Origin of the sequence: Pseudomonas sp. R45(2017), from assembly GCF_002112305.1 — a bacterium.
Lineage (GTDB): Bacteria > Pseudomonadota > Gammaproteobacteria > Pseudomonadales > Pseudomonadaceae > Aquipseudomonas > Aquipseudomonas paraglycinae.
Genome location: NZ_NEHH01000013.1, coordinates 72,546 through 92,962 on the forward strand (window position 1 = coordinate 72,546; position 20,417 = coordinate 92,962).

The 20,417-nt window shown below is 59.4% G+C and carries 22 protein-coding genes; 10 read left to right on the forward strand and 12 right to left on the reverse strand.

All coding sequences use genetic code 11. The annotated features are described in order from the left end of the window. Position 1: 1 nt before the first annotated feature. From CAF74_RS26335 to CAF74_RS26350, 4 genes are all read right to left on the reverse strand, one after another. Positions 2-886 carry an ABC transporter permease subunit gene (locus CAF74_RS26335; RefSeq protein ID WP_007957119.1) on the reverse strand — a complete coding sequence of 295 codons (885 nt, stop codon included), beginning with the start codon at positions 884-886 and terminating at the stop codon, positions 2-4. Further along, complete coding sequence (locus tag CAF74_RS26340) at positions 883-1,797, reverse strand: ABC transporter permease subunit (RefSeq protein ID WP_064595393.1); 915 nt, start codon at positions 1,795-1,797, stop codon at positions 883-885. The genes CAF74_RS26335 and CAF74_RS26340 overlap by 4 nt, the downstream gene beginning before the upstream one ends. Beyond that, entirely contained in the window at positions 1,794-2,936 is a 1,143-nt protein-coding gene (gene potA / locus CAF74_RS26345; protein ID WP_007957110.1) for a polyamine ABC transporter ATP-binding protein, read from the reverse strand. Before potA ends, CAF74_RS26340 begins: the two co-directional genes overlap by 4 nt. 219 nt (positions 2,937-3,155) lie before the next feature. Continuing rightward, positions 3,156-3,917: a gamma-glutamyl-gamma-aminobutyrate hydrolase family protein gene (locus CAF74_RS26350; RefSeq protein WP_007957108.1), complete on the reverse strand. Its 762-nt coding sequence runs from the start codon at positions 3,915-3,917 to the stop codon at positions 3,156-3,158. Positions 3,918-4,199: 282 nt separating this feature from the next. Here CAF74_RS26350 and CAF74_RS26355 point away from each other — a divergent pair, with 282 nt between their 5' ends. The 4 genes from CAF74_RS26355 to CAF74_RS26370 all read left to right on the forward strand — a co-directional run bounded on the left by CAF74_RS26355 (position 4,200) and on the right by CAF74_RS26370 (position 9,407). After that, a complete protein-coding gene (locus CAF74_RS26355) occupies positions 4,200-5,576 on the forward strand; it encodes a glutamine synthetase family protein (protein ID WP_011333558.1) in 1,377 nt (458 codons plus the stop codon). 250 nt (positions 5,577-5,826) lie between these two features. Next, positions 5,827-7,317: an aldehyde dehydrogenase gene (locus CAF74_RS26360; RefSeq protein ID WP_085748281.1), complete on the forward strand. Its 1,491-nt coding sequence runs from the start codon at positions 5,827-5,829 to the stop codon at positions 7,315-7,317. Positions 7,318-7,369: 52 nt separating this feature from the next. Beyond that, complete coding sequence (locus CAF74_RS26365; RefSeq protein WP_085748282.1) at positions 7,370-8,653, forward strand: FAD-binding oxidoreductase; 1,284 nt, start codon at positions 7,370-7,372, stop codon at positions 8,651-8,653. A 205-nt stretch (positions 8,654-8,858) separates the two neighbouring features. Beyond that, entirely contained in the window at positions 8,859-9,407 is a 549-nt protein-coding gene (locus tag CAF74_RS26370; protein ID WP_011333561.1) for a cupin domain-containing protein, read from the forward strand. Positions 9,408-9,623: 216 nt separating this feature from the next. On the opposite strand, the gene CAF74_RS29130 is transcribed toward CAF74_RS26370, so the two are convergent. The 3 genes from CAF74_RS29130 to CAF74_RS26380 all read right to left on the reverse strand — a co-directional run bounded on the left by CAF74_RS29130 (position 9,624) and on the right by CAF74_RS26380 (position 11,469). Continuing rightward, positions 9,624-10,346, reverse strand: a complete 723-nt coding sequence (locus tag CAF74_RS29130; protein WP_139832935.1) for a hypothetical protein — start codon at positions 10,344-10,346, stop codon at positions 9,624-9,626. A gap of 220 nt (positions 10,347-10,566) precedes the next feature. Next, on the reverse strand, positions 10,567-10,929 hold the full coding sequence (locus CAF74_RS26375) for a hypothetical protein (RefSeq protein ID WP_085748283.1): 363 nt from the start codon (positions 10,927-10,929) through the stop codon (positions 10,567-10,569). Between the two features lie 258 nt (positions 10,930-11,187). Further along, a complete protein-coding gene (locus tag CAF74_RS26380; RefSeq protein ID WP_085748284.1) occupies positions 11,188-11,469 on the reverse strand; it encodes a fructose-bisphosphate aldolase in 282 nt (93 codons plus the stop codon). A 587-nt stretch (positions 11,470-12,056) separates the two neighbouring features. On the opposite strand from CAF74_RS26380, the gene CAF74_RS29470 reads away from it, so the two are divergent. Next, positions 12,057-12,482, forward strand: coding sequence for a hypothetical protein (locus CAF74_RS29470; RefSeq protein ID WP_085613026.1), 426 nt, complete (start codon positions 12,057-12,059; stop codon positions 12,480-12,482). Between the two features lie 61 nt (positions 12,483-12,543). Continuing rightward, positions 12,544-12,957 (forward strand): hypothetical protein, encoded by a 414-nt coding sequence (locus CAF74_RS26390; protein ID WP_085748285.1) that lies wholly within the window; start codon positions 12,544-12,546, stop codon positions 12,955-12,957. 65 nt (positions 12,958-13,022) lie between these two features. Here the strand turns inward: CAF74_RS26390 and CAF74_RS26395 are convergent, their stop codons facing one another. Further along, on the reverse strand, positions 13,023-13,454 hold the full coding sequence (locus tag CAF74_RS26395; RefSeq protein ID WP_085748286.1) for a hypothetical protein: 432 nt from the start codon (positions 13,452-13,454) through the stop codon (positions 13,023-13,025). A gap of 162 nt (positions 13,455-13,616) precedes the next feature. Between CAF74_RS26395 and CAF74_RS26400 the strand changes: the two genes are divergently transcribed. From CAF74_RS26400 to CAF74_RS26410, 3 genes are read left to right on the forward strand one after another with little or no spacing between them, the layout of a single operon-like run. Beyond that, positions 13,617-14,006: a hypothetical protein gene (locus tag CAF74_RS26400; RefSeq protein WP_085748287.1), complete on the forward strand. Its 390-nt coding sequence runs from the start codon at positions 13,617-13,619 to the stop codon at positions 14,004-14,006. A gap of 15 nt (positions 14,007-14,021) precedes the next feature. After that, a complete protein-coding gene (locus CAF74_RS26405) occupies positions 14,022-14,444 on the forward strand; it encodes an HD domain-containing protein (RefSeq protein WP_085748288.1) in 423 nt (140 codons plus the stop codon). Positions 14,445-14,483: 39 nt separating this feature from the next. After that, entirely contained in the window at positions 14,484-15,503 is a 1,020-nt protein-coding gene (locus CAF74_RS26410; RefSeq protein ID WP_085748289.1) for an AbrB family transcriptional regulator, read from the forward strand. Positions 15,504-15,531: 28 nt separating this feature from the next. Here the strand turns inward: CAF74_RS26410 and CAF74_RS26415 are convergent, their stop codons facing one another. Next, positions 15,532-16,131, reverse strand: a complete 600-nt coding sequence (locus CAF74_RS26415; protein ID WP_240866223.1) for a hypothetical protein — start codon at positions 16,129-16,131, stop codon at positions 15,532-15,534. Positions 16,132-16,308: 177 nt separating this feature from the next. Here CAF74_RS26415 and CAF74_RS26420 point away from each other — a divergent pair, with 177 nt between their 5' ends. Next, complete coding sequence (locus CAF74_RS26420) at positions 16,309-16,749, forward strand: YMGG-like glycine zipper-containing protein (RefSeq protein WP_085748290.1); 441 nt, start codon at positions 16,309-16,311, stop codon at positions 16,747-16,749. Here the strand turns inward: CAF74_RS26420 and CAF74_RS26425 are convergent. The 3 genes from CAF74_RS26425 to CAF74_RS26435 are packed head-to-tail and all read right to left on the reverse strand — an operon-like array spanning position 16,734 to position 20,404. After that, positions 16,734-17,771, reverse strand: coding sequence for a DUF2955 domain-containing protein (locus CAF74_RS26425; RefSeq protein WP_085748291.1), 1,038 nt, complete (start codon positions 17,769-17,771; stop codon positions 16,734-16,736). The genes CAF74_RS26420 and CAF74_RS26425 overlap by 16 nt on opposite strands. After that, positions 17,761-18,858, reverse strand: a complete 1,098-nt coding sequence (locus CAF74_RS26430) for an HlyD family secretion protein (RefSeq protein ID WP_085748292.1) — start codon at positions 18,856-18,858, stop codon at positions 17,761-17,763. Before CAF74_RS26430 ends, CAF74_RS26425 begins: the two co-directional genes overlap by 11 nt. Continuing rightward, positions 18,851-20,404: an efflux transporter outer membrane subunit gene (locus CAF74_RS26435; protein ID WP_085748293.1), complete on the reverse strand. Its 1,554-nt coding sequence runs from the start codon at positions 20,402-20,404 to the stop codon at positions 18,851-18,853. The genes CAF74_RS26430 and CAF74_RS26435 overlap by 8 nt, the downstream gene beginning before the upstream one ends. Between the last annotated feature and the right edge of the window lie 13 nt (positions 20,405-20,417).

Here is a 20,417-nt window from a genome sequence, read left to right on the forward strand (position 1 = left end):
CCTAGGCCGTCGCTGCCACTCGTTGAGGTTGCGGTTGCTGCCACGATTCGTTGGCGGTCTGATCCATCGCTTCCTGAATCGCACGCTTGCGGTTGGCTTCTGCCTTGCGGCCGAAGTACCAGACCAGGAAGGTCACCAGCGACACCGCCAGCAGAATCAGGCTGGCCACGGCGTTGATCTCGGGCTTCACGCCCAGACGCACGGCCGAGAACACTTCCATCGGCAGGGTCGTCGAACCCGGGCCCGACACGAAGCTCGCCAGCACCAGATCGTCCAGCGACAGGGCGAACGACATCATGCCGCCCGCCGCCAGCGACGGCGCGATCATCGGGATGGTGATCAGGAAAAACACCTTGAACGGTTTCGCGCCCAGATCCATCGCCGCTTCTTCGATCGACAGGTCCAGCTCGCGCAAGCGGGCGGAGACTACCACTGCCACATAAGCGGCACAAAACGTGGTGTGGGCGATCCAGATCGTGACAATGCCACGCTCCTGCGGCCAGCCGATCAGTTGCGCCATCGCCACGAACAGCAGCAACAGCGACAGACCGGTAATCACCTCAGGCATCACCAGCGGCGCGGTGACCAGACCACCGAACAGCGTGCGACCCTTGAAGCGTGTCACGCGGGTCAGCACGAAGGCGGCGAGGGTGCCCAGCGCCACGGCGGCGATCGCGGTGTAGCAGGCGATTTCCAGCGAGCGCACCACCGAGCCCATCAGTTGGGTGTTGTCGAGCAGGCCGACGTACCACTTCACCGACCAGCCGCCCCAGACCGTCACCAGTTTCGAGGCGTTGAACGAGTAGATCACCAGAATCAGCATCGGCAGATAAATGAACGTCAGGCCGAAGATCAACATGAACTTTGCAAAACCGAAGCGTTTCATCCCCGTGCCTCCATCTCTTTGGCCTGGCTGCGGTTGAACAGCAGAATCGGCACAATCAGGATCAACAGCATCACCACCGCCAGCGCGGACGCCACCGGCCAGTCGCGGTTATTGAAGAACTCTTGCCATAGCACGCGACCGATCATCAGGGTCTCCGGGCCGCCCAGCAGTTCCGGAATCACGAACTCGCCCACCACCGGAATGAACACCAGCATGCAACCGGCGATGATGCCGTTCTTGGCCAGCGGCACAGTGATTTTCCAGAAGTTGTTGAAGTTGCTCGAACCCAGGTCCTGCGCGGCTTCCAGCAGGCTGCCGTCGTGCTTCACCAGGTTGGCGTAGAGCGGCAGCACCATGAAAGGCAGGTAGGCGTAAACCACGCCGATATACACGGCCGTGTTGGTGTTGAGGATCTCGATCGGGTGATCGGTGAGCCCGGTCCACATCAAAAATGCGTTGAGCAAACCGTTGTTGCTGAGGATGCCCATCCACGCGTAAACGCGGATCAGGATCGCGGTCCAGGTCGGCATCATGATCAACAGCAGCAGGACGTTTTGCGTTTCCTTGCCGGTCTTGGTGATCGCGTAGGCCATCGGGAAACCGATCACCAGACACATCAGCGTACTGAGCAGCGCCACCTTCAGCGAACCGAGGTAGGCCGACAGGTACAGCTCGTCTTCGCCGAGCAGGGTGTAGTTGCCGATGTTCAGCAGCAGCTGGAATTTCTGTTCGGCGTAGGTGTAGATCTCCGAGTACGGCGGGATCGACAGCGCGGCTTCCGAGAAGCTGATCTTCATCACCAGAAAGAACGGCAGCATGAAGAACAGGAACAGCCAGATGAACGGGATGCCGATGACGAACTTTCGCCCGCTGGGCACCAGGCGCAGGAATTGCTGATTGAAGGTTCTCATGAGCGCAGTACCACGCCGCTGTCGTCTTCCCACCAGACGTAGACCTTGTCGTCCCAGGTCGGACGCGCGCCACGGCGTTCGGCGTTGGCCATGAACGACTGGACGATCTTGCCGCTCGGCAACTCGACGTAGAACACCGAGTGGCCGCCGAGGTAGGCGATGTCATGCACCTTGCCTTCGGACCAGTTGTAGCGGGTCTCTGGCTTGATCGTGCTGACGAGCATTTTTTCCGGGCGGATCGCGTAGGTGATCGACTTGTCCTGCACCGAAGTGCTGACGCCATGACCGACGTAGATCTTTTGCTGCAAGTCCGGGCTGTGAATGATCGCGTGACCTTCGAGGTCCTCGACCACGGTGCCGTCGAAGGCGTTCACGTTGCCGATGAATTCGCAGACCATGCGGCTGACCGGCGCTTCATAGATGTCGACCGGGCTGCCGATCTGGGCGATCCAGCCCAGGTGCATGATCGCGATGCGCTCGGCCATGGTCATGGCCTCTTCCTGGTCGTGGGTCACCATCACGCAGGTCACGCCGACGCGCTCGATGATTTCCACCAGTTCCAGCTGCATCTGCGAACGCAGCTTTTTATCCAGCGCGCCCATCGGTTCGTCGAGCAGCAACAGCTTCGGACGCTTGGCCAGGGAGCGGGCGAGGGCCACGCGCTGACGCTGACCGCCGGACAGCTGATGCGGGCGGCGCTTGGCGTATTGGGTCATGTGGACGAGGCGCAGCATTTCTTCGACGCGGGCGTCGATTTCGCTGGCCGGCAAACGGTCCTGCTTGAGGCCGAAGGCGATGTTCTGCGCCACGGTCATGTGCGGGAACAGGGCGTAGGACTGGAACATCATGTTGATCGGCCGCTCGTACGGCGGCATGTCGGTGATGTCGACACCGTCGAGCAGAATGCGTCCTTCAGTCGGCCGTTCGAAACCGGCGAGCATGCGCAGCAAGGTCGATTTGCCCGAGCCGGAGCCGCCGAGCAGGGCGAAGATTTCGCCCTGATGGATCTCCAGGGACACATCGTCCACCGCAGTGGTTTCGTCGAACTTCTTGGTGACTCGATCGACCTTCACCAGAACCTTTTTCGGTTGCTGATGACCTTCAAGAGCCTTCCTGTAAGTGCTGGAGGCGTTTGCCATGTGAAACTCCCAACAGGTTTCAGTCGCCGGGCCAACGCGGCCTGGCTTAAGAGTGGATTGCAGACCCGCACCGTGCGGGTTGTTCGGCGCCGCCGTCCTGGCTGCCGGGTGGTGCTTTTTGTTTTCGCGGTGTGTTGCTGATCGCGGATGACGGATGCGCAAGCGCGCAGCCGCCGACCCCGCGGGGGCAGTAAATGGTTTTGCAATCGTTGGGTGGCGTCAGCGCTGGTTGCGTCGCGCCGCACGCTGGCGGCAAGCCTCGCCGAACGCCTGGAAAATCCGCAGGTAGTTCGGGTTGTCCAGCACTTGCCATTCCGGGTGCCATTGCACGCCGAGGGCGAAGGTCGGGCTGTGCTCCACCGAGACCGCCTCGATCAGGCCATCCGGCGCCACGGCTTCGGCGCGCAGGCCGGGAGCGAGGCGGTCGATGCCCTGACTGTGAATCGAGTTGACCTGGAATTCACCCGGCAGCTCCAGCGCTTCGAACACGCCACCGGCCAGCACCGTTACGGCATGGGCCGGGGCGTACTGCACGGCGACGTCCGGGCTGTCGGCTTCGCGGTGATCGAGCATGCCCGGCAGCTCATGCACTTTCTGGTGCAGGCTGCCGCCGAACGCCACGTTCATTTCCTGGAAACCCCGGCAGATGCCGAGTACCGGAACGCCCGCCGCGATGGCTGCACGCAATAGAGGAAGGGTAGTGGCATCCCGCGCCGGATCGTGATCCGTGCCGGGAGCGCTGTCCGGGCCCTGATAGTGGAAGGGTTCCACGTTGGACGGCGAGCCGGTCAGCAACAGACCGTCGAGCTGACCCAACAGGTCTTCGATTTCAGTCAGTTTGCCAAGGGAAGGAATGACGACGGGCAACCCCAGCGCCGCAACGCTGACAGCGCGAACGTACTTGTCGCCGCTGATGTGATAGGGGTGCAGGCCAATCTGTTTGACGCACGCTGTAACGCCGATCAATGGCTTGAATGCCATTTTTATTCACCTCGAAGTTTGACACTTGAACGAGCTTTTCCGGAGCTTAGCCTCGTTGATTTTAATTAACAACTCCCATGTAAAAAATTCTAAACGCCGTTCATCAAATCTTCATCAAGACCGGGGCTCTGGCGCCTGCTTTGGCACGAGAGTGTTAAAAAAAGCCCGAAAAATAAACGCTGAGCGGCCCTGTGTTCGCTATTGACTTCACTTTGCCATTCGGGTTGACTGGCTCCGCGAAACAGCAGTGAACATAATAATTAACAGCTAAATAGGTGCATCATGTCGGTCCCTCTGCGTGCCGTTCAACTCAACGAAGCAAACGCATTCCTTAAGAAACATCCTGAGGTTTTGTACGTCGACCTTCTGATTGCAGACATGAACGGTGTGGTGCGCGGCAAGCGCATCGAGCGCACCAGTCTTCACAAGGTTTACGAGAAAGGCATCAACCTGCCGGCCTCGCTTTTCGCCCTCGACATCAACGGCTCCACGGTGGAAAGCACCGGCCTGGGCCTGGACATCGGCGACGCCGACCGTATCTGCTACCCGATCCCCGGCACCCTGAGCATCGAGCCTTGGCAGAAGCGTCCGACCGCACAACTGCTGATGACCATGCACGAACTGGAAGGTGAGCCATTCTTCGCCGACCCGCGTGAAGTGTTGGCCAACGTGGTGCGCAAGTTCGACGCATTGGGCCTGACCATCTGCGCCGCGTTCGAACTCGAGTTCTACCTGATCGACCAGGACAACGTGAACGGCCGTCCGCAATCGCCGCGTTCGCCAGTGTCGGGCAAGCGTCCGGTGTCGACCCAGGTTTATCTGATCGACGACCTCGACGAATACGTCGACTGCCTGCAAGACATCCTCGAAGGCGCGAAAGAGCAGGGCATTCCTGCCGACGCCATCGTCAAGGAAAGCGCCCCTGCGCAGTTCGAAGTCAACCTGCACCACGTCTCCGACCCGATCAAGGCGTGCGACTACGCCGTCCTGCTCAAGCGTCTGGTGAAGAACATCGCCTACGACCACGAGATGGACACCACCTTCATGGCCAAGCCGTATCCGGGCCAGGCGGGCAACGGTCTGCACGTGCACATTTCGATCCTGGACAAAGAAGGCAACAACATCTTCGCCAGCGAGGATCCCGAGCAGAACGCCGCGCTACGCCACGCGATCGGCGGTGTGCTGGAGACCCTGCCTGCGCAAATGGCTTTCCTGTGCCCGAACGTCAACTCCTACCGCCGCTTCGGCGCGCAGTTCTACGTGCCGAATTCGCCGAGCTGGGGCATTGACAATCGCACCGTGGCCGTCCGCGTGCCGACCGGTTCGCCGGACGCCGTGCGCATCGAGCATCGCGTAGCCGGTGCTGACGCCAACCCGTACCTGCTGATGGCTTCCGTGCTGGCCGGTATTCACCACGGCCTGACCAACGAAATCGAGCCGGGCGCCCCGGTCGAAGGCAACAGCTACGAGCAGAACGAACAGAGCCTGCCGAACAACCTGCGCGACGCCCTGCGTGAGCTTGACGACAGCGAAGTCATGGCCCGCTACATCGATCCGATGTACATCGACGTGTTCGTCGCGTGCAAGGAAAGCGAGCTGGCCGAGTTCGAGAACTCGATCTCTGACCTTGAGTACAACTGGTATCTGCATACGGTGTGATTCTGAAAAGCACCTCACCCTAACCCTCTCCCCGAGGGAGAGGGGACTGACCGAGTTGTCTCGGGATTTCCAGCGACCTGACCGATCCAGTCGATTATGGATTCGGAAGAGATGTTTCAGGTCGGCGGAGCTCTCCAGCATCCCCCGGTCGTTCCCCTCTCCCCCCGGGAGAGGGCTAGGGTGAGGGCAGCCATCTCAAGCCGAACACACACACCAGACACCCCAAATTCCCCCGCGTCGAGCCACCACCATGACAACGACCCGCAACGACTGGGAACAACGCTTCCAGTCCCTGACCCTCGAATCCCGCGCCTTCATCAATGGCGAATACCGTCCGGCCATCAGCGGCGACACCTTCGAATGCCTGAGCCCCGTAGACGGCCGTTTCCTGGCCTCTGTCGCCAGCACCGATGAAGCCGACGCCAACCTCGCCGTCGAAGCCGCGCGCCAATCCTTCAACTCCGGCGTGTGGGCGAACAAGGCCCCGGCCGAGCGCAAGCGCATCCTGATTCGCTTCGCCGATCTGATCCTGCAACACCAGGAAGAACTGGCGCTGCTCGAAACCCTCGACATGGGCAAACCGATCAGCGACTCGATGAGCATCGACATCCCGGCGACCGCCAACGCGATCCGCTGGAGCGCCGAAGCGATCGACAAGATCTACGACGAAGTCGCCGCCACCCCGCACGATCAACTCGGTCTGGTCACTCGCGAGCCGTCCGGCGTAGTTGCTGCGATCGTGCCGTGGAACTTCCCGCTGATCATGGCCAGCTGGAAATTTGCCCCGGCATTGGCGGCGGGTAACTCGTTCATCCTCAAACCTTCGGAAAAATCCCCGCTGACCGCGATCCGCATCGCGCAACTGGCGCTGGATGCCGGCATTCCGAAAGGCGTGTTCAACGTCTTGCCAGGCTTCGGCCATACCGTCGGCAAGGCGTTGGCGTTGCACATGGACGTCGACGTGCTGGCCTTCACCGGCTCCACGGCGATTGCCAAGCAACTGATGATTTATGCCGGCCAAAGCAACATGAAACGCGTCTGGCTCGAAGCGGGGGGCAAGAGCCCGAACGTGGTGTTTGCCGACGCACCGGACTTGCGCGCGGCAGCACAAGCGGCGGCCGGCGCCATTGCGTTCAACCAGGGCGAAGTCTGCACCGCCGGCTCGCGCCTGCTGGTGGAGCGTTCAATCCGCGAGCAATTCATCCCGCTGCTGGTGGAAGCGCTGCAAGCGTGGAAACCGGGCCACGCCCTCGATCCGGCGACCACCGTCGGCGCCGTGGTCGATCAGCGTCAACTGGACAACGTGCTGCGCTACATCAGCATCGGCCGGGAGCAGGGTGCCGAGCTGATCGCCGGCGGTCAGCGCACCCTCGAAGAAACCGGCGGCACCTACATCGAGCCGACGATTTTTGACGGCGTGACCAACGCGATGACCATCGCCAAGGAAGAAATCTTCGGCCCGGTGCTGTCGCTGATCACCTTCGACACCGTTGAAGAAGCGCTGCACATCGCCAACGACAGCATCTTCGGCCTCGCCGCCGGGGTCTGGACCAGCAATCTGAGCAAGGCCCACACCTTCGCCCGTGGCCTGCGCGCCGGCAGCGTGTGGGTCAACCAGTATGACGGCGGCGACATGACCGCACCGTTCGGTGGCTTCAAGCAGTCGGGCAACGGTCGCGACAAATCGCTGCACGCGTTCGACAAGTACACCGAGCTGAAAGCGACCTGGATCAAGCTCTGACTCTTTTACAGCGGTGGTCGCCTGCAACCGGCGACCCTCGGAGAATAAAAAAATGAAACAACAACACGTGAACAGCTACTACGCCGCCACCCGCAACGAAGTGATCGATTTCCCGGTCCTCGAAGAGTCGGTGGAGTGCGATGTCTGCATCATCGGCGCCGGCTACACCGGCCTGTCCTCGGCACTGTTCCTGAGCGAAGCCGGCTACAAGGTGACGGTGCTGGAAGCGGCGAAAGTCGGCTACGGCGCCAGCGGTCGCAACGGCGGTCAACTGGTCAATTCTTACAGCCGCGACGTCGACGTGATCGAAGAGCGCTACGGCGACAAGACCGCCGAAATCCTCGGCAGCATGATCTTCGAAGGCGCCGACATCATCCGTTCGCGCATCAAGGAATACGACATCAAATGCGACTACCGCCCGGGCGGCATCTTCGCAGCGATGAACAAGAAACAATTGAACGGCCTGGCCGAACAAAAACGTAGCTGGGAACGTTACGGCAATAAAAACCTGAAAATGCTCGACGCTGCGGACATCCGCCGCGAAGTCGGCTCCGACGCCTACGTCGGTGGTCTGCTGGACATGCAGGGCGGCCACATTCACCCGCTGAACCTGGCACTCGGTGAAGCCGCGGCCATCGTGCGTCTGGGCGGCAAGATCTACGAGCAGTCCGCTGCCGTCGAAATCAAATACGGCGAGCCCAACGTCGTGCGCACCGCCAAAGGCCAGGTCCGCGCCAAGTACCTGCTGATCGCCGGCAACGCCTACCTGCCGCAAGGCCTCGACAACCGCGTGACCGCCAAGAGCATGCCGTGCGGCTCGCAGATCTGCGTCACCGAACCGTTGACCGAGAAACAGGCGCGCAGCCTGATCACCAACAACTACTGCGTCGAAGATTGCAACTACCTGCTCGACTACTACCGTCTGACCGCCGACAACCGTCTGCTCTACGGCGGCGGCGTGGTCTACGGCGCCCGTGAACCGGACGACATCGAAACCCTGATCCGCCCGAAGATCCTCAAGACCTTCCCGCAGCTCAAGGACGTGAAAATCGACTACCGCTGGACCGGCAACTTCCTGCTGACCATGTCACGCATGCCGCAATTCGGCCGCATCGAGAAAAACGCCTACTACATGCAGGGCTACAGCGGCCACGGCGTCACGTGCTCGCACCTGGCCGGCAAACTGATCTCGGAAATGATCCGTGGCGACGCCGAGCGCTTCGACGCCTTCGCCTCCCTGCCACACATGCCGATGCTCGGCGGCCGCACCTTCTCCGCGCCACTGACCGCCCTCGGCGCCTTGTACTACTCGCTGCGTGACCGTTTCGGCATCTGATTAACCTCGCCGGCGCCGCCCCCAAAAAGGGCGCCGCCGGCTTTTTCATGTGCCGTCCATCGAACCTGCTGAGCAACACCAGCAAACGTGATTTAATAGCCGCCTTTCACGGTTCCGGGACACGGGAGCAACGTGATCCGCGCGACCTGCGCGGCACCCGCCACCCACCCCCATTACCCTTAAGTCGTTCTCACATAAGGCTGTCATGGATACGGGTTCTCGACTCAAACTAGTACGCGAAAGCTACAAACTCTCCCAGCGCGAGCTGGCCCGGCGTAGCGGCGTGACCAATGCCACCATCTCCCTGATCGAACAGAATCGTGTCAGTCCTTCCGTCAGCTCACTGAAAAAGCTGCTCGAAGGCATCCCGATGTCCCTGGCCGACTTCTTCACCTTCGACCAGCCCCCCCGCGAACACCAATACGTCTTCCGCGCCAACGAACAACCCGACCTCGGCCGCCACGGCCTGCGCCTGCTGCTGATCGGCGCCTCGGTCCCCAGCCGCCAGATGCGCTTGCTGCGCGAGCAATACGCGCCGGGCGCGAGTTCCGGGGAAGAGCCGATTGTTCACGCGGAAGGTGAGGAGTGTGGGTTGGTGACCCGTGGCACGGTCGAGTTGACGGTGGATGGGCAGGTGAGCGTGTTGAGTGCGGGGGATGGGTATTATTTTCCGACGACGCTGCCGCACAAGTTTCGGAATATTGGGGCGGATGAGGCGGAGATTATTAGTGCGAATACGCCGGCGAATTTTTGAGGTTGTCGAACTATTTTAAAGGTGCGCAGAACTGCGTTACTTGCGCACCTTCTATTCTTCGGTTGTTGGGAAATTTAAATGCTCTCTTCTGATTGTCGGATGTATTCAGTGAATTCCGGATCTTTAGAAAGCGTTTGGTTTTTGGTCTCGATTGATTGATTTGTTTTTTGGAGTAGCGGAAAAATATAGGCTGGGAGTCTTCGTAGCTGTCGCCTTTCAAGTATTTCTATAAAAGACTGATGATTTGCTACCTGGGGTTTTGAAATCCCTTCTGTTCTTTTTTGTGAGCTCCTGCTGGCATACGAGATAAATTGGTTTTCTTTTGTTGTTTCCTATTACTTCCATGTTTAGTCTATAACCGCTGCCATGGCTTTCAGCGTAAAGGTGTGGATAGTTTGGGTTTTGTTCGCCAGCTTCCGGGGTGGGTTTGAAAGTCAATAGTAGATCACTGCGTATCAGTTTGTCTTTTTGAATTTTTCCATAGTGGAAGTGATATCCGAATTCGTGATTCTCGATGTCTAACCCATTTGACGATTTTGGTACGCATATTAGATCTATTATATTCGGGATGTGATGAGGCTGGATTATCCAGCCCTGCGTCGCGAGTGCGATATAGTCGTCGTATATGGGGATTATTTCCTCGATTTTGTCATAAGAAAGCCACTTCCATATTTCTGAGCGTAGTCGTGGTTCCTCGTGTCTGCGTAATCTTTCATGTCGAGGGTAAGGGTAATAATATCCAATTTGCTCATCGAGCAGAATTAGCTCTCGTTGTAGTCGGCCTATTTCAACGCTTTTTGTTGAATTGATTGTTCGAAAAATTCCCTGGCGTTCATTTCTGTCAATGAGATTGGCAAAAAATCCAGTTATTTTAAATAAAAATTTTACTTCTTCAATGGTTGTTATGAAGTCGCTATTTAGTTGTATGTGGTTTGACATTGACTTAAAGGTATCCTTTCCCGAGGAGTGAAAATGGCAAAAAGGTGACAGATTTTTTTACGAGTCTGTCATCTTTGATTTTTGTTTCTTGTTTTCTTTTTCATGGTTTATCAGTTTGGTGATGAGTTATTGAGGTGCTTCAGAAAAAGTGACCAGAAAAGGTGACGGATTTATTTATGTGGGGTTTTATAGGTCTGTCACCTTTAAGTTCTTACTTTAACTACCATGTAAGGCTTTTGTTCTTGGCTTCAAAATTTTTCTTATACATCATCCGTATAGTGCTGTAATTACACATGTCAATTTTCTCGCAGTAGTCATGAATCACTGCGTTCATTATTTTTCGATCTGTGGCTTTAGTCGCTTCTTTGAAGGAGTCAAGATTCTTCTTTTCCATCATGCGAAGAGTGCTTTCCTGACACATGTCGATTTTTTCGCAGTAATCCTTCCTCACCGTTGCGGTGATGGAATCAATGACCTGTTGTTTCTGTGCTTCTGAACCGTCGAAATCCATCGGATTGAGAATTGTCGCGGCGGTGCAAGAGAATGAACTGAAGAGTGTGAGAATGAAGAGCAGTTTTTTCATGGAGATATCCTTCCCTAGTCCACTGTTGCCGTGATTGTCGCTGATCAGGATCGAAGATCCTCAGTACACCGATCAATTGCTGGATGTCAGAGTGCCACTAAGTTTTTGTCAGTGGAAGACGCTGAGACCAAAGTCGATAGCCGGCGGAGGCTCAGCCGACTTTGCGACTGAGTTTTTACTCCGACCCATCCAAGGGACTAAAAAACCGCGGTATCGCGGTTTTTTATGGTTTCAAAGGGGGGGGGCAGAGCGCTTGGGTCAGAATTCAATTGCTCGTTGCCCAATTACCCGAAATACATCCCTAACGTCCTGCACCAGGATCCTCGCGATCGTGGTGATGGTGCTGATGTCGTGTTCGGAATGGTCGGGGAGGCTAGTGCACGCCATGAGATCCAGATACTTGAGGGCTGCCTCAAGGCGTTCGGATGCGCAGGCATGTAGGTCACTTAAGGGGGCTTCGGCATTAATCAGCAGGACAGGGTGATCCGAAGCCGGATAGGACATGTCAGCGCAGTAGTAGAGCGGTTTTTTGTTCGCCATGGTGCTAATCCTTTAATGAGAAGAATTGCCACCGTTCTGCTGCGAAACAAAATGGGTGGCAGCTATGCGCGGGTTCGCAGACCGGAGGACTAACACCAAGATCCGGCAGACCCGAAGGTCTCCCACGCACAACTGCCATAAAATTTGCGCAGCCGGGAGTCGGCCGTGCCAGACGGAACAGGGTATCAATCTTAAGGGCTGCGAAACCCTATCGCCAAATTCGTTCGGCGACAGACCCACTCTAGGCACCGCTCCCTGCTGTCGCAATCAGCCTGTAGGACGTGGAATCACCACGTCTGGCCATAGAGTTCGCTCGCGTTCGGCGGCGTAACTGGCGTAAATCAAAGGCTGCGGAGTATCAGGGGAAAATGACTTGCCAGGTTTCGGCCCTCTTCGCAGCCCCGCAAGAAAAAGCTCCCTCACCACGCAGGGTAATTTCCTACGCCGTTTTCAGATCAAAAAATCATCACACATTCCAGCCCCGGAACTTTCCTCAAAACCGATGTCAATTTGATGGCGTGTCGCGACGCTCATTCATCGGCTCAAGCAGTGCCAGGCTGGTTCCTGGTCAACCATGGAAGTGTGTGATGAGACTATTACTCGCAATGTTGTTGATGTTCAGCGGCTACAGCTTTGCCAGTTGCGGCAACATTGATGACCACGATCAGCGTGCCTATTGCAATGCAAGGGAGAGCGGCAGCAGTTGCGGCAACATCGATAATCACGACCTGCGGGCGGCGTGTAACGCGGAGCAGGGCGGCAGTTCCTGCGGCAACATTGACGACCATGACCAGCGCGCCTATTGCAATGCCAAAAAGAGCGGCAGCAGTTGCGGCAACATCGATGATCATGACCTGCGTGCGCGGTGCAACGCGGAGCAGGGTGGCAGTTCCTGCGGCAACATCGATGATCATGACCAGCGTGCCTACTGCAATGCCACCACGGGCGGCAGTAGTTGCGGGAATATCGACAACCATGATTTGCGTGCGCGGTGTGAGGCCATGAAGCGCTGATCTGGTTTTGATTGCGTCACCCAGTGCCGGCTGTTTTCCGGCAAGCCCAAGGAAGTGTGAGATGAAACTGATTCTTGCGATGTTGTTGCTGTTCAGCGGTTACGTTTCCGCCAGTTGCTCCAGCATCAGTGATCACGACAAACGCAGTTACTGCCAGGCCAGGGAGGAAGGCAGCAGTTGTTCTTCCATCGGCGCCCACGATTTGCGTTCGGCCTGCGAAGCTGAGAAAGGCAGTTCGTGCTCAAGCATTGGCGACCATGACCAGCGCGCTTATTGCGAAGCCAAAAAGGGCAGCAGTTGTTCTTCCATCGGCGATCACGACCTGCGCGCGGCCTGTGAAGCGGAGAAAGGCAGTTCATGTTCAAGCATTGGTGATCATGACCAGCGGGCGTTTTGTGAAGCGAAGAAGGGCAGTAGTTGTTCGTCAATTGGCGATCATGATCTGCGCAGTCAGTGTGAGGCCATGAAACGCTGAATCCACCCGCCATCTAGAACCAAAAGGGACACCCATCGGTGTCCCTCATGCGCGCTTGAACGCTGCTATTTCGCCTTCCAATGCCCACCCCCGTTCTCGCAATCAATCCGCGCCTGCGCCAGATGCTCCACGTCGTAGTAATAGGTGGTCACTTGCGCGCTGTCCGGAATGTTCAGGGCCTTGGCGTTTTTGTCCTTGCTGGTGGAGTGCGGGTTGGCCAGGGATTCCTGGGTGAGGGTGGCGATACACGAGGCTTGATAGTGGTCGGCGCAGTGTTCGACCTTGGTTTTGCTGCTATTGAGCATGTCCTTGCTTTCGTTGCTGCATGACCAGTCGATGGCGTTGACCGGCATCCCTTCGTATTCGTAGCAGCTGTGCGTCTCGACGGCGGGCACCGAGGGGCTGGAGGAGCGGGTCTTGACGTCGCAGCCCTCGGCCATGACGCAGGTGGGGATGAAGCTGAAGGTGGCGATTAGGAGCAACAGTCGGATGTTCATCGCGGAACTCTCCCATGGCCCCGTGTTTGATCGTGAGCGGGGCGCTTATGGTTTCGAGGTTGGGCGGGCGCGGGAGGTTCCATCAGGATTTTGATTTGCGCCGGGCGCACAGAGTGAGAAACAATCGGACACACCTAGCACCCAAGGATTGGAACAGTGCACATGATTCAAATCGGCAGCCGCAACAACGCTCCCACGCCGCAGCACAAAACCCATGACATCTACATCTTCAACATCGACCTGTCCCGCCCGGCGACGCCGTTCTGTTGCGAGCAATCGATTGGCGGCGGGCATGTCGAGCAGGGTGGTGCGCGGTGGTTGGCGCTGGATGAGCTGGATGGCTGGCCCGGCGAATGGCGTGAGCATTTGAAGAAGTCCGGTTGTGCCTGGGTGGCCGAATTGATGGACGCGCATTCGGGGGAGAGTCAGGCTGATCTGGTCTCGCTGATTCTCCAGCGCTATGCCGAGCCGGCGCAGCCAACTGGGCGTTTGCAGGCGATTGGGCGCTGGTTCAAGCGCCACTTCTATATTGGCGGCCGGTACGGCGTCTGACCCGAGGAAACGCCCATGACTCAAACTCTGGAACGCGCCATCGCCATTGCCGCCACGGCCCACGCGGGGCAGGTGGACAAGGGCGGCGCGCCGTACATTTTGCATCCGCTGAAAGTCATGTTGCGCATGAACAGCCTGGAAGAGCGCATCGTTGCGGTGCTGCACGATGTGGTCGAGGACTGCGGCATCAGCCTGGAGGATTTGCGCAAGGAAGGCTTCAGCGAATCCGTTTTGTCCGCCATCGAATCGGTGACCAAAGTGCCCGGCGAATCCTACGAAGACTTCGTCGAGCGGGCGGCGCAGAACCCGATCGGGCGGGTGGTGAAACTGGCGGATCTGGAAGAAAACAGCGACCTGTCGCGGATTGCCTCGCCGAGCTGGGAGGATCTGGAGCGGATCGAAAAATATCGGCGGGCGATTGGACGGCTGCGCGCCTGACCTAACTGAAAAGCACCTTGAATAGCCAGGAAGGCGACCATGAAATCCATTCTGTGTTTGGCGATTGCTGCCGGCTTCGGCGCACTGTTGCAATTCGAAGGCGTGCCCCACGGTTTGCTGTTGGGCTCGATCCTTGTCACCGCGCTTGTAGTCACCAGATTCGGCATCGTGCCGGCAACGCCTTATGGCCTGGGCTACATTCAGGTCACGCTGGGCATCGCTACCGGGTTGATGTTTGAAGCGTGGGACAGTGCGACCGTCTCGACGATGTTGCCGAGCCTCGGCGTGTTGCTGTTGTGCCTGGCAGTGCAAGTGGCGCTGGCCGCGTGGTGGCTGTCGCGCGGTGCGGGGTGGAATCGCACGGATGCCTTGCTGGCGGTGTATCCGGGGGCGCTGGCGGCGGTGTTCGATTTGCTGGAATCGCATCAAGCGTCGAGCAAGGTGATCATCGTGCACTTGATGCGCCTGCTGCTGATCACGGTGCTGGTGAGTTTGCTGATTCCCGGAACGGCACCAGTTGCGGTGGCCGAGGTCGATCCGCTGTCGACGGGCATGGCGTTGACCGTGCTGGCAGTGATCGGTTTGAGCGTGGTGGTCGGGCGTTTGCTGCTCGCCGTTGGCGTGCCTGCGCCGTTCATGTTGACGGCAATAATCATCACCGCCGTGTTCGTGAAATCAGGATGGCTGCAGGGCTTTCACATGCCGGACTGGAGTTTGAATCTGGCGGCGCTGATTCTCGGAGTACGGATCGGCTCGCGATTCCAGGGACTTGGCCTCGCGGAACTGGGACGTCATGGTCGCACGGCATTGGTGTCGGTGGGTTTGATGATTTTGGTCGCGGCGGTTTTTGCATTGGCGGCGGCACGGTTGCTGGGCAGCGATGCGTTGTCGCTGTGGCTGGCCTACATGCCGGGGGCAATCGAAACCATCGCGATTGTCGCGTTCGCCGGCGGGCTGAATGTGGTGTTTATCCTCACTCACCATCTGGCGCGAATGGTGGTGTTGCACTTTGCACCGGCGTTGTTGGTACAGGTTCGGCGGGTGTGGGAGGGCGTCTGACCGGGACTTCGATAGCCACCTTCAGGGTTCAACATCCGTCGGCATACATCAGCGCTAACTGTTCAATCCACTCGGTAGGGGCTTGGAATCTTGCAAAGTACGCTTGTTTCTCAGCGTCACCGAGTCGGATGAAATACGGAAGAAAGTAGTTGTCGTTATAGAAACCCTGCGTGCCCTGCATATTGCCGCCCCACCACGAGGCGGGGTAATCGTCGAAGGCAATCCAGGGCGGAGGCACGCAAAAGGTCTGATTTCCAAGGCTACTCAGAAACTCGACGCTGTTGGTCAAGATACGAATGGTCAGCGCGTTGAACTCGGTGGTGGAGGGGAAGTAAATCAACAGCTCCTGCTTCGTGACATCTTCGTATTCAAAAACGGTCAGGTCTTTGAATCTGCGCTCGTCGATCTTTTGGAAAAGTGATTCCACCAGTCGCTGAAACTTGCAAAAGTCATCGGCGACCATCAGAAGGGAGCTGTAATAAGCATTGATCCCGGACGCTGCTACAGATACCACCGTCGATAGTTTCGGCAGGCTGGCGCTTGGTAACGGTGAGGCGAATCGGGTCTTGAGCGCTTGCTCGCTGTAACCGGCAAAAAGCTTTCGTCTTGCGGGTTTCACGAAAGCCATGATTCGGCTGAGTAGATTCATCGGGATGGGGGACACAAAGAGATTGGCGTGCCGGGATGGTACCCAACAAGCGGGGTATGAACCATTGATGCGTTCGCCCGGAGTTGTGAACCCCCGTGAACTACACTCCCAGATTACCCCGCCCCCCAGGCAAACCCCGCCGCGTCGGAGGTCATCATGTTCCGCCATTCACTGTTCATCGCAGCGTGCCTGTGCGCCACACAGGCCAGCGCTGAATCCGTCGTCCCGCTCAAGGGCCAGACTTCCCAGCAAACCCAGATCGACATCAACGACTGCCATTCCATCGCGTCCACTTCAACCACGTCGACACCCCAGGCCGGCGGTCGGTTGAAGGGCGCCGCAGTGGGAGCCGCTGCCGGCGCCACCGCCGCCGAAGTGCGCGGCCGTCAACACGACGAGTTTTACGAAGCCGTGGACGATGACCGCAAGCAGGATTACCGCCAGAACCGCGCCAAAGACACGGCTGCCGCCGGTGCGGTAGTCGGCGGTGCGCGGCAGCGGCAGGATCGGCGCGAGCAGCGGCGGACCGATGCTTCGGCCAGTTCAAGCGCCTACACCGGTTGCCTGCAAGGGCGGGGTTATCAGGTCACGCCCTGACGGCTTTCCCGGTGCGCGACGAGCAGGTGCATCATCACGCCGCTGTAGAGCGTCACCAGAATGAACAAGCCCATGCGCGCCGCGAACGCGGTGTAGACGTCCTTGCCCGCTGCGCTGTCTTCAACGGATTGGCCAAGCAGGATGATCATGGTGATCAGAGTGTTGAGCCAGAACCCCGGCGTCAGTTGCGTCGGGTGCAGCCGATAGAGTTTGCGCGCCAGAAACAGCCCGAACAGCAGCATCCACAGAAAGAACATCCACAGGTGCACGAACAGGCTCAACGCGCACCAGAACAGCACCGCCAGCAGCCCGCCCAATAAGGTCGAGCCGAGCAATTCGCGCCCGGCGTGGTGGGTGCGGGTGGTGGTGCTTTGCTGGCCGAGGCTGACGGCTTTGAGGATGATCGGCAGGTAGCTGGCCGGGTCGATCAGCACCAGCAGGAAGGTCGGCAGCACGATCAATGTTGCGCGCATCGCCACGCGGGGTACGTCTTCGGCGGGCAGGGCGGGAGCAGGTGGTGGCGCGGGGCTGTTGGCCGGTTCCGGGAACAGGACGTGGCTCAGTCCGACCATGATGACGGCCAGCAACAGGCCTTTGACCAGCGCGCCGATCACCGCCATCGCCAGCTCGAATGAGGCGAAACCGGCGGCGGAAATCATGGTCATGCCGATCACCAGAAACGTCATGATCAGCACGTTGCCGCCGCGCAGTCCGTAGGTGAAAACCAGAAACAGCCCGACACCGATCAGCAGCACGCCGCACACCGGGTAATAGCGCAGCAAAGGCACCAGCAACAGGCCGAGACTGGTGGTGAATGCGGCGACCAACGTCAGCACCAGCGCCATTTTCACCGGCAACGGTCGAGGCATACTGGCCAGCAGCAACACCGCGAGCACCGGCGACAAAAACGACAGCGGCAAGGCGAGGCCGTAACTCGCGGCGGTGCACAACGCCGTGCCGCAGGCCAGGCGCAAGGCCCGTTGCGCCGGGACGCTGCGTTCAATAGGCCGCTCAGTAGGCATAGCTCAGCCAACTCATCAACCAGACAAACACCCGCCCGAGTGGATTGAGCAGATTGCCCTCACTGGGAAACGCCATGACTTCCGCCTGCCCGCCAGCGCGAATCGAACGACTCTCGAACAGACGCTTTTTCGCCTCCTCGCTGAACTCGATGATCACCGGAAAACGCTGCGCCGGACGCAGCCAGTCGCGGCTGTTCTGGATCGTCGGCAGGGTGCCGGGCGGCGGCGTCTGGCCGACGCTGACGCCATAACCGACGCTGCGCACCCGGCCGTCGAGCACTTCGCCGGGCAGGGCGTCGAGGATGATCGACACCGGCGTGCCGGGCTTGATCCGGCCGAGGTTGTTCTCGGTGAGGTCGGCGCTGACCCACACGTCCTGGATCGTGATCAGCGTCATCACCGGACTGCCGACAGCGGCGAACTGGCCGACGTCGGTGCGCAGGTCGGTGATCAGGCCCGCCGAACGCGCACCAATGCGGGTATTGGCCAGATCGAGTTCGGCCTTGGCCAGCGTGGCGGCGGCGCTGAGCAGTTTGGCGTTGGTGTCGGTGTTGCCGCCTTCCTGCTCCTGCGCCCGCAGCACTTCGGCCCGGGCGGCGGCGACTTGGCTGACGGCAGCCTCGTGATTGGCCCGGGACACTTCCAGCAGCCGTACGGACACCGTGCCTGGGTCTTCTTTATACAAGCCTTCAAGCCGTCGATTGTCCTGGCGCGTTTTGAGTTCATTGGCTTGCGCCGCACGCAACGATGCCTGAGCCGACGCGATGCCGGCGGTGCTGGCGCCGACCGTGCGCCGGGTGTTTTCCAGATCGGCGCGGGCCCGGTCGACGGCGATCTGCAGCGGCTGCGGATCGAGCTCGAAGAGGATGTCGCCGGCCTGCACGTCCTGATTGTTGCGCACGTTGACCTTGTTCACCCGGCCCGCGACTTCCGCTGCCACCGGGATCACGAATGCGCCGACCCGCGCCTGTTGGGTGTAGGGCGTAAAACGGTCGGCCAGCAGATACCAGACCAAGCTCAGCACAATCACCAGCAGCACCCAGCGGATGCCTTTTTTCGCCGGATCCGGCGGCGCTTCATCACTCATGGCGGTCTACCTGCGAGGGAATCGGATAGGTCGGTTGGGGCGGCGGGGCGCTCAGCAGATCGCCCCAGTCGGTGCGTTGCTGCATCTGCTGCCGGGTCGCCGAATCAATCTGCGGCCCGGCGCTTTGCCAGCCGCCACCGACGGCGCGGTACAAAGCAATGAGGTTGCTCACGGCGTTGCTGCGGCTGACCAGATAGTTGTCCTGTAGCTCCAGCAATGCGCGCTGGGCATCGAGCACCCGCTGAAAGTCCGAATAGCCTTCGCGGTATTGGGTGTTGGCCAGCACCAGCGAACGCCGCGCCGCACCTTCGGCCTCGCCGAGAATGCGCTCGCGTTCCAGCGCTTTGGTCAGGCCGCTGGCGGCGTCGTCGGCTTCGCGGGCAGCCTGGCGGACTTTGTCGCGATAGGCCTCGATCAGTTGCTGCAAGCGCGCATCCTGCACGCGGATGTTGTTGTGGATGCGGCCGTAGTCGAACAGGTTCCAGCGCAGGCTCGGGCCGCCGATCAGGTCGAAGCTGCGCGGGGTGGCGCCGAGGGTGTCGCTGGACCAGACAATGCTGCCCAGCAGGGTCAGCGAGGGATACAGATCGGTTTCCGCCACGCCGACCAGCGCCGATTGCGCGGCCACGTTCAGCTCCGCCGCGCGCACATCGGGACGGCGCAGCAGCAGGTTGGCCGGGACATCCTGCAACACGGCGCGATCCACCAGCGGAATCAGCCCCGATTGTTCAGCCAGGAACGCCGCACCACCGGGCGGCTGGCCGACCAGCACCGCCAGCGCATTGCGGGTGCGCAGCAACTGATCTTCGAACGCCGGAATGCTGCTCAGGGTGCCGAGGTATTGGGTTCTGGCCTGTTGCAGGTCGAGTTCGGCGGTCTGGCCGCTGCGAAAGAGTTTTTCGGTGATCTCGAAGTTGCGCTTTTGCTGGGCGGCGTTTTCCCGAGCGACCCGTAGCCGGGCTTCGGTGGTGCGCAGGGCAAAGTAGGTGTCAGCCACTTGAGCGCGTAATAGAACGAGGGCGTCTTCGTAGTTGGCTTGGGCGGCGAAGTAGCTGGCGTCGGCGGACTCGATGGCACGGCTGAAGCGCCCCCAGAAATCCAGTTCCCAGCCGACATCGAACGCGGCGCTGTGCTGCCAGAAGTGCAAGTCCTGCGGATTGCTGCCGCCGGACTGGTGGCGGTCGATGTACAGGCTGTCGGCGCTGGCCTGTTGCAGTTGCGGGTAGCGACCGCTGTCGGCGATGCCCAGTTGCGCACGGGCTTCGAGCACCCGCAGGCCGGCGATTTTCAGGCTGCTGTTGCGGGCTTCGGCGTCGCTGATCAAACGGTCGAGGATCGGGTCGGCAAACACCTGCCACCACTGGCGCAGATCCGGCACGGTGCCGCGTTCGCTGGCCTGCTCCAGTGCCGGGCTTTGCCACTGCTTGCTCCAGGCTTCGGCCGGTGGCTGGAAATCCGGGCCCAGCCGCAGGCAGCCGCCAAGGCTCAGCGCACCGAGCAGCAGCAGGTGGCCGGGACGGATCAGCAGGGCTGGCGTTGCAGGCATACCGGGAGGCCCC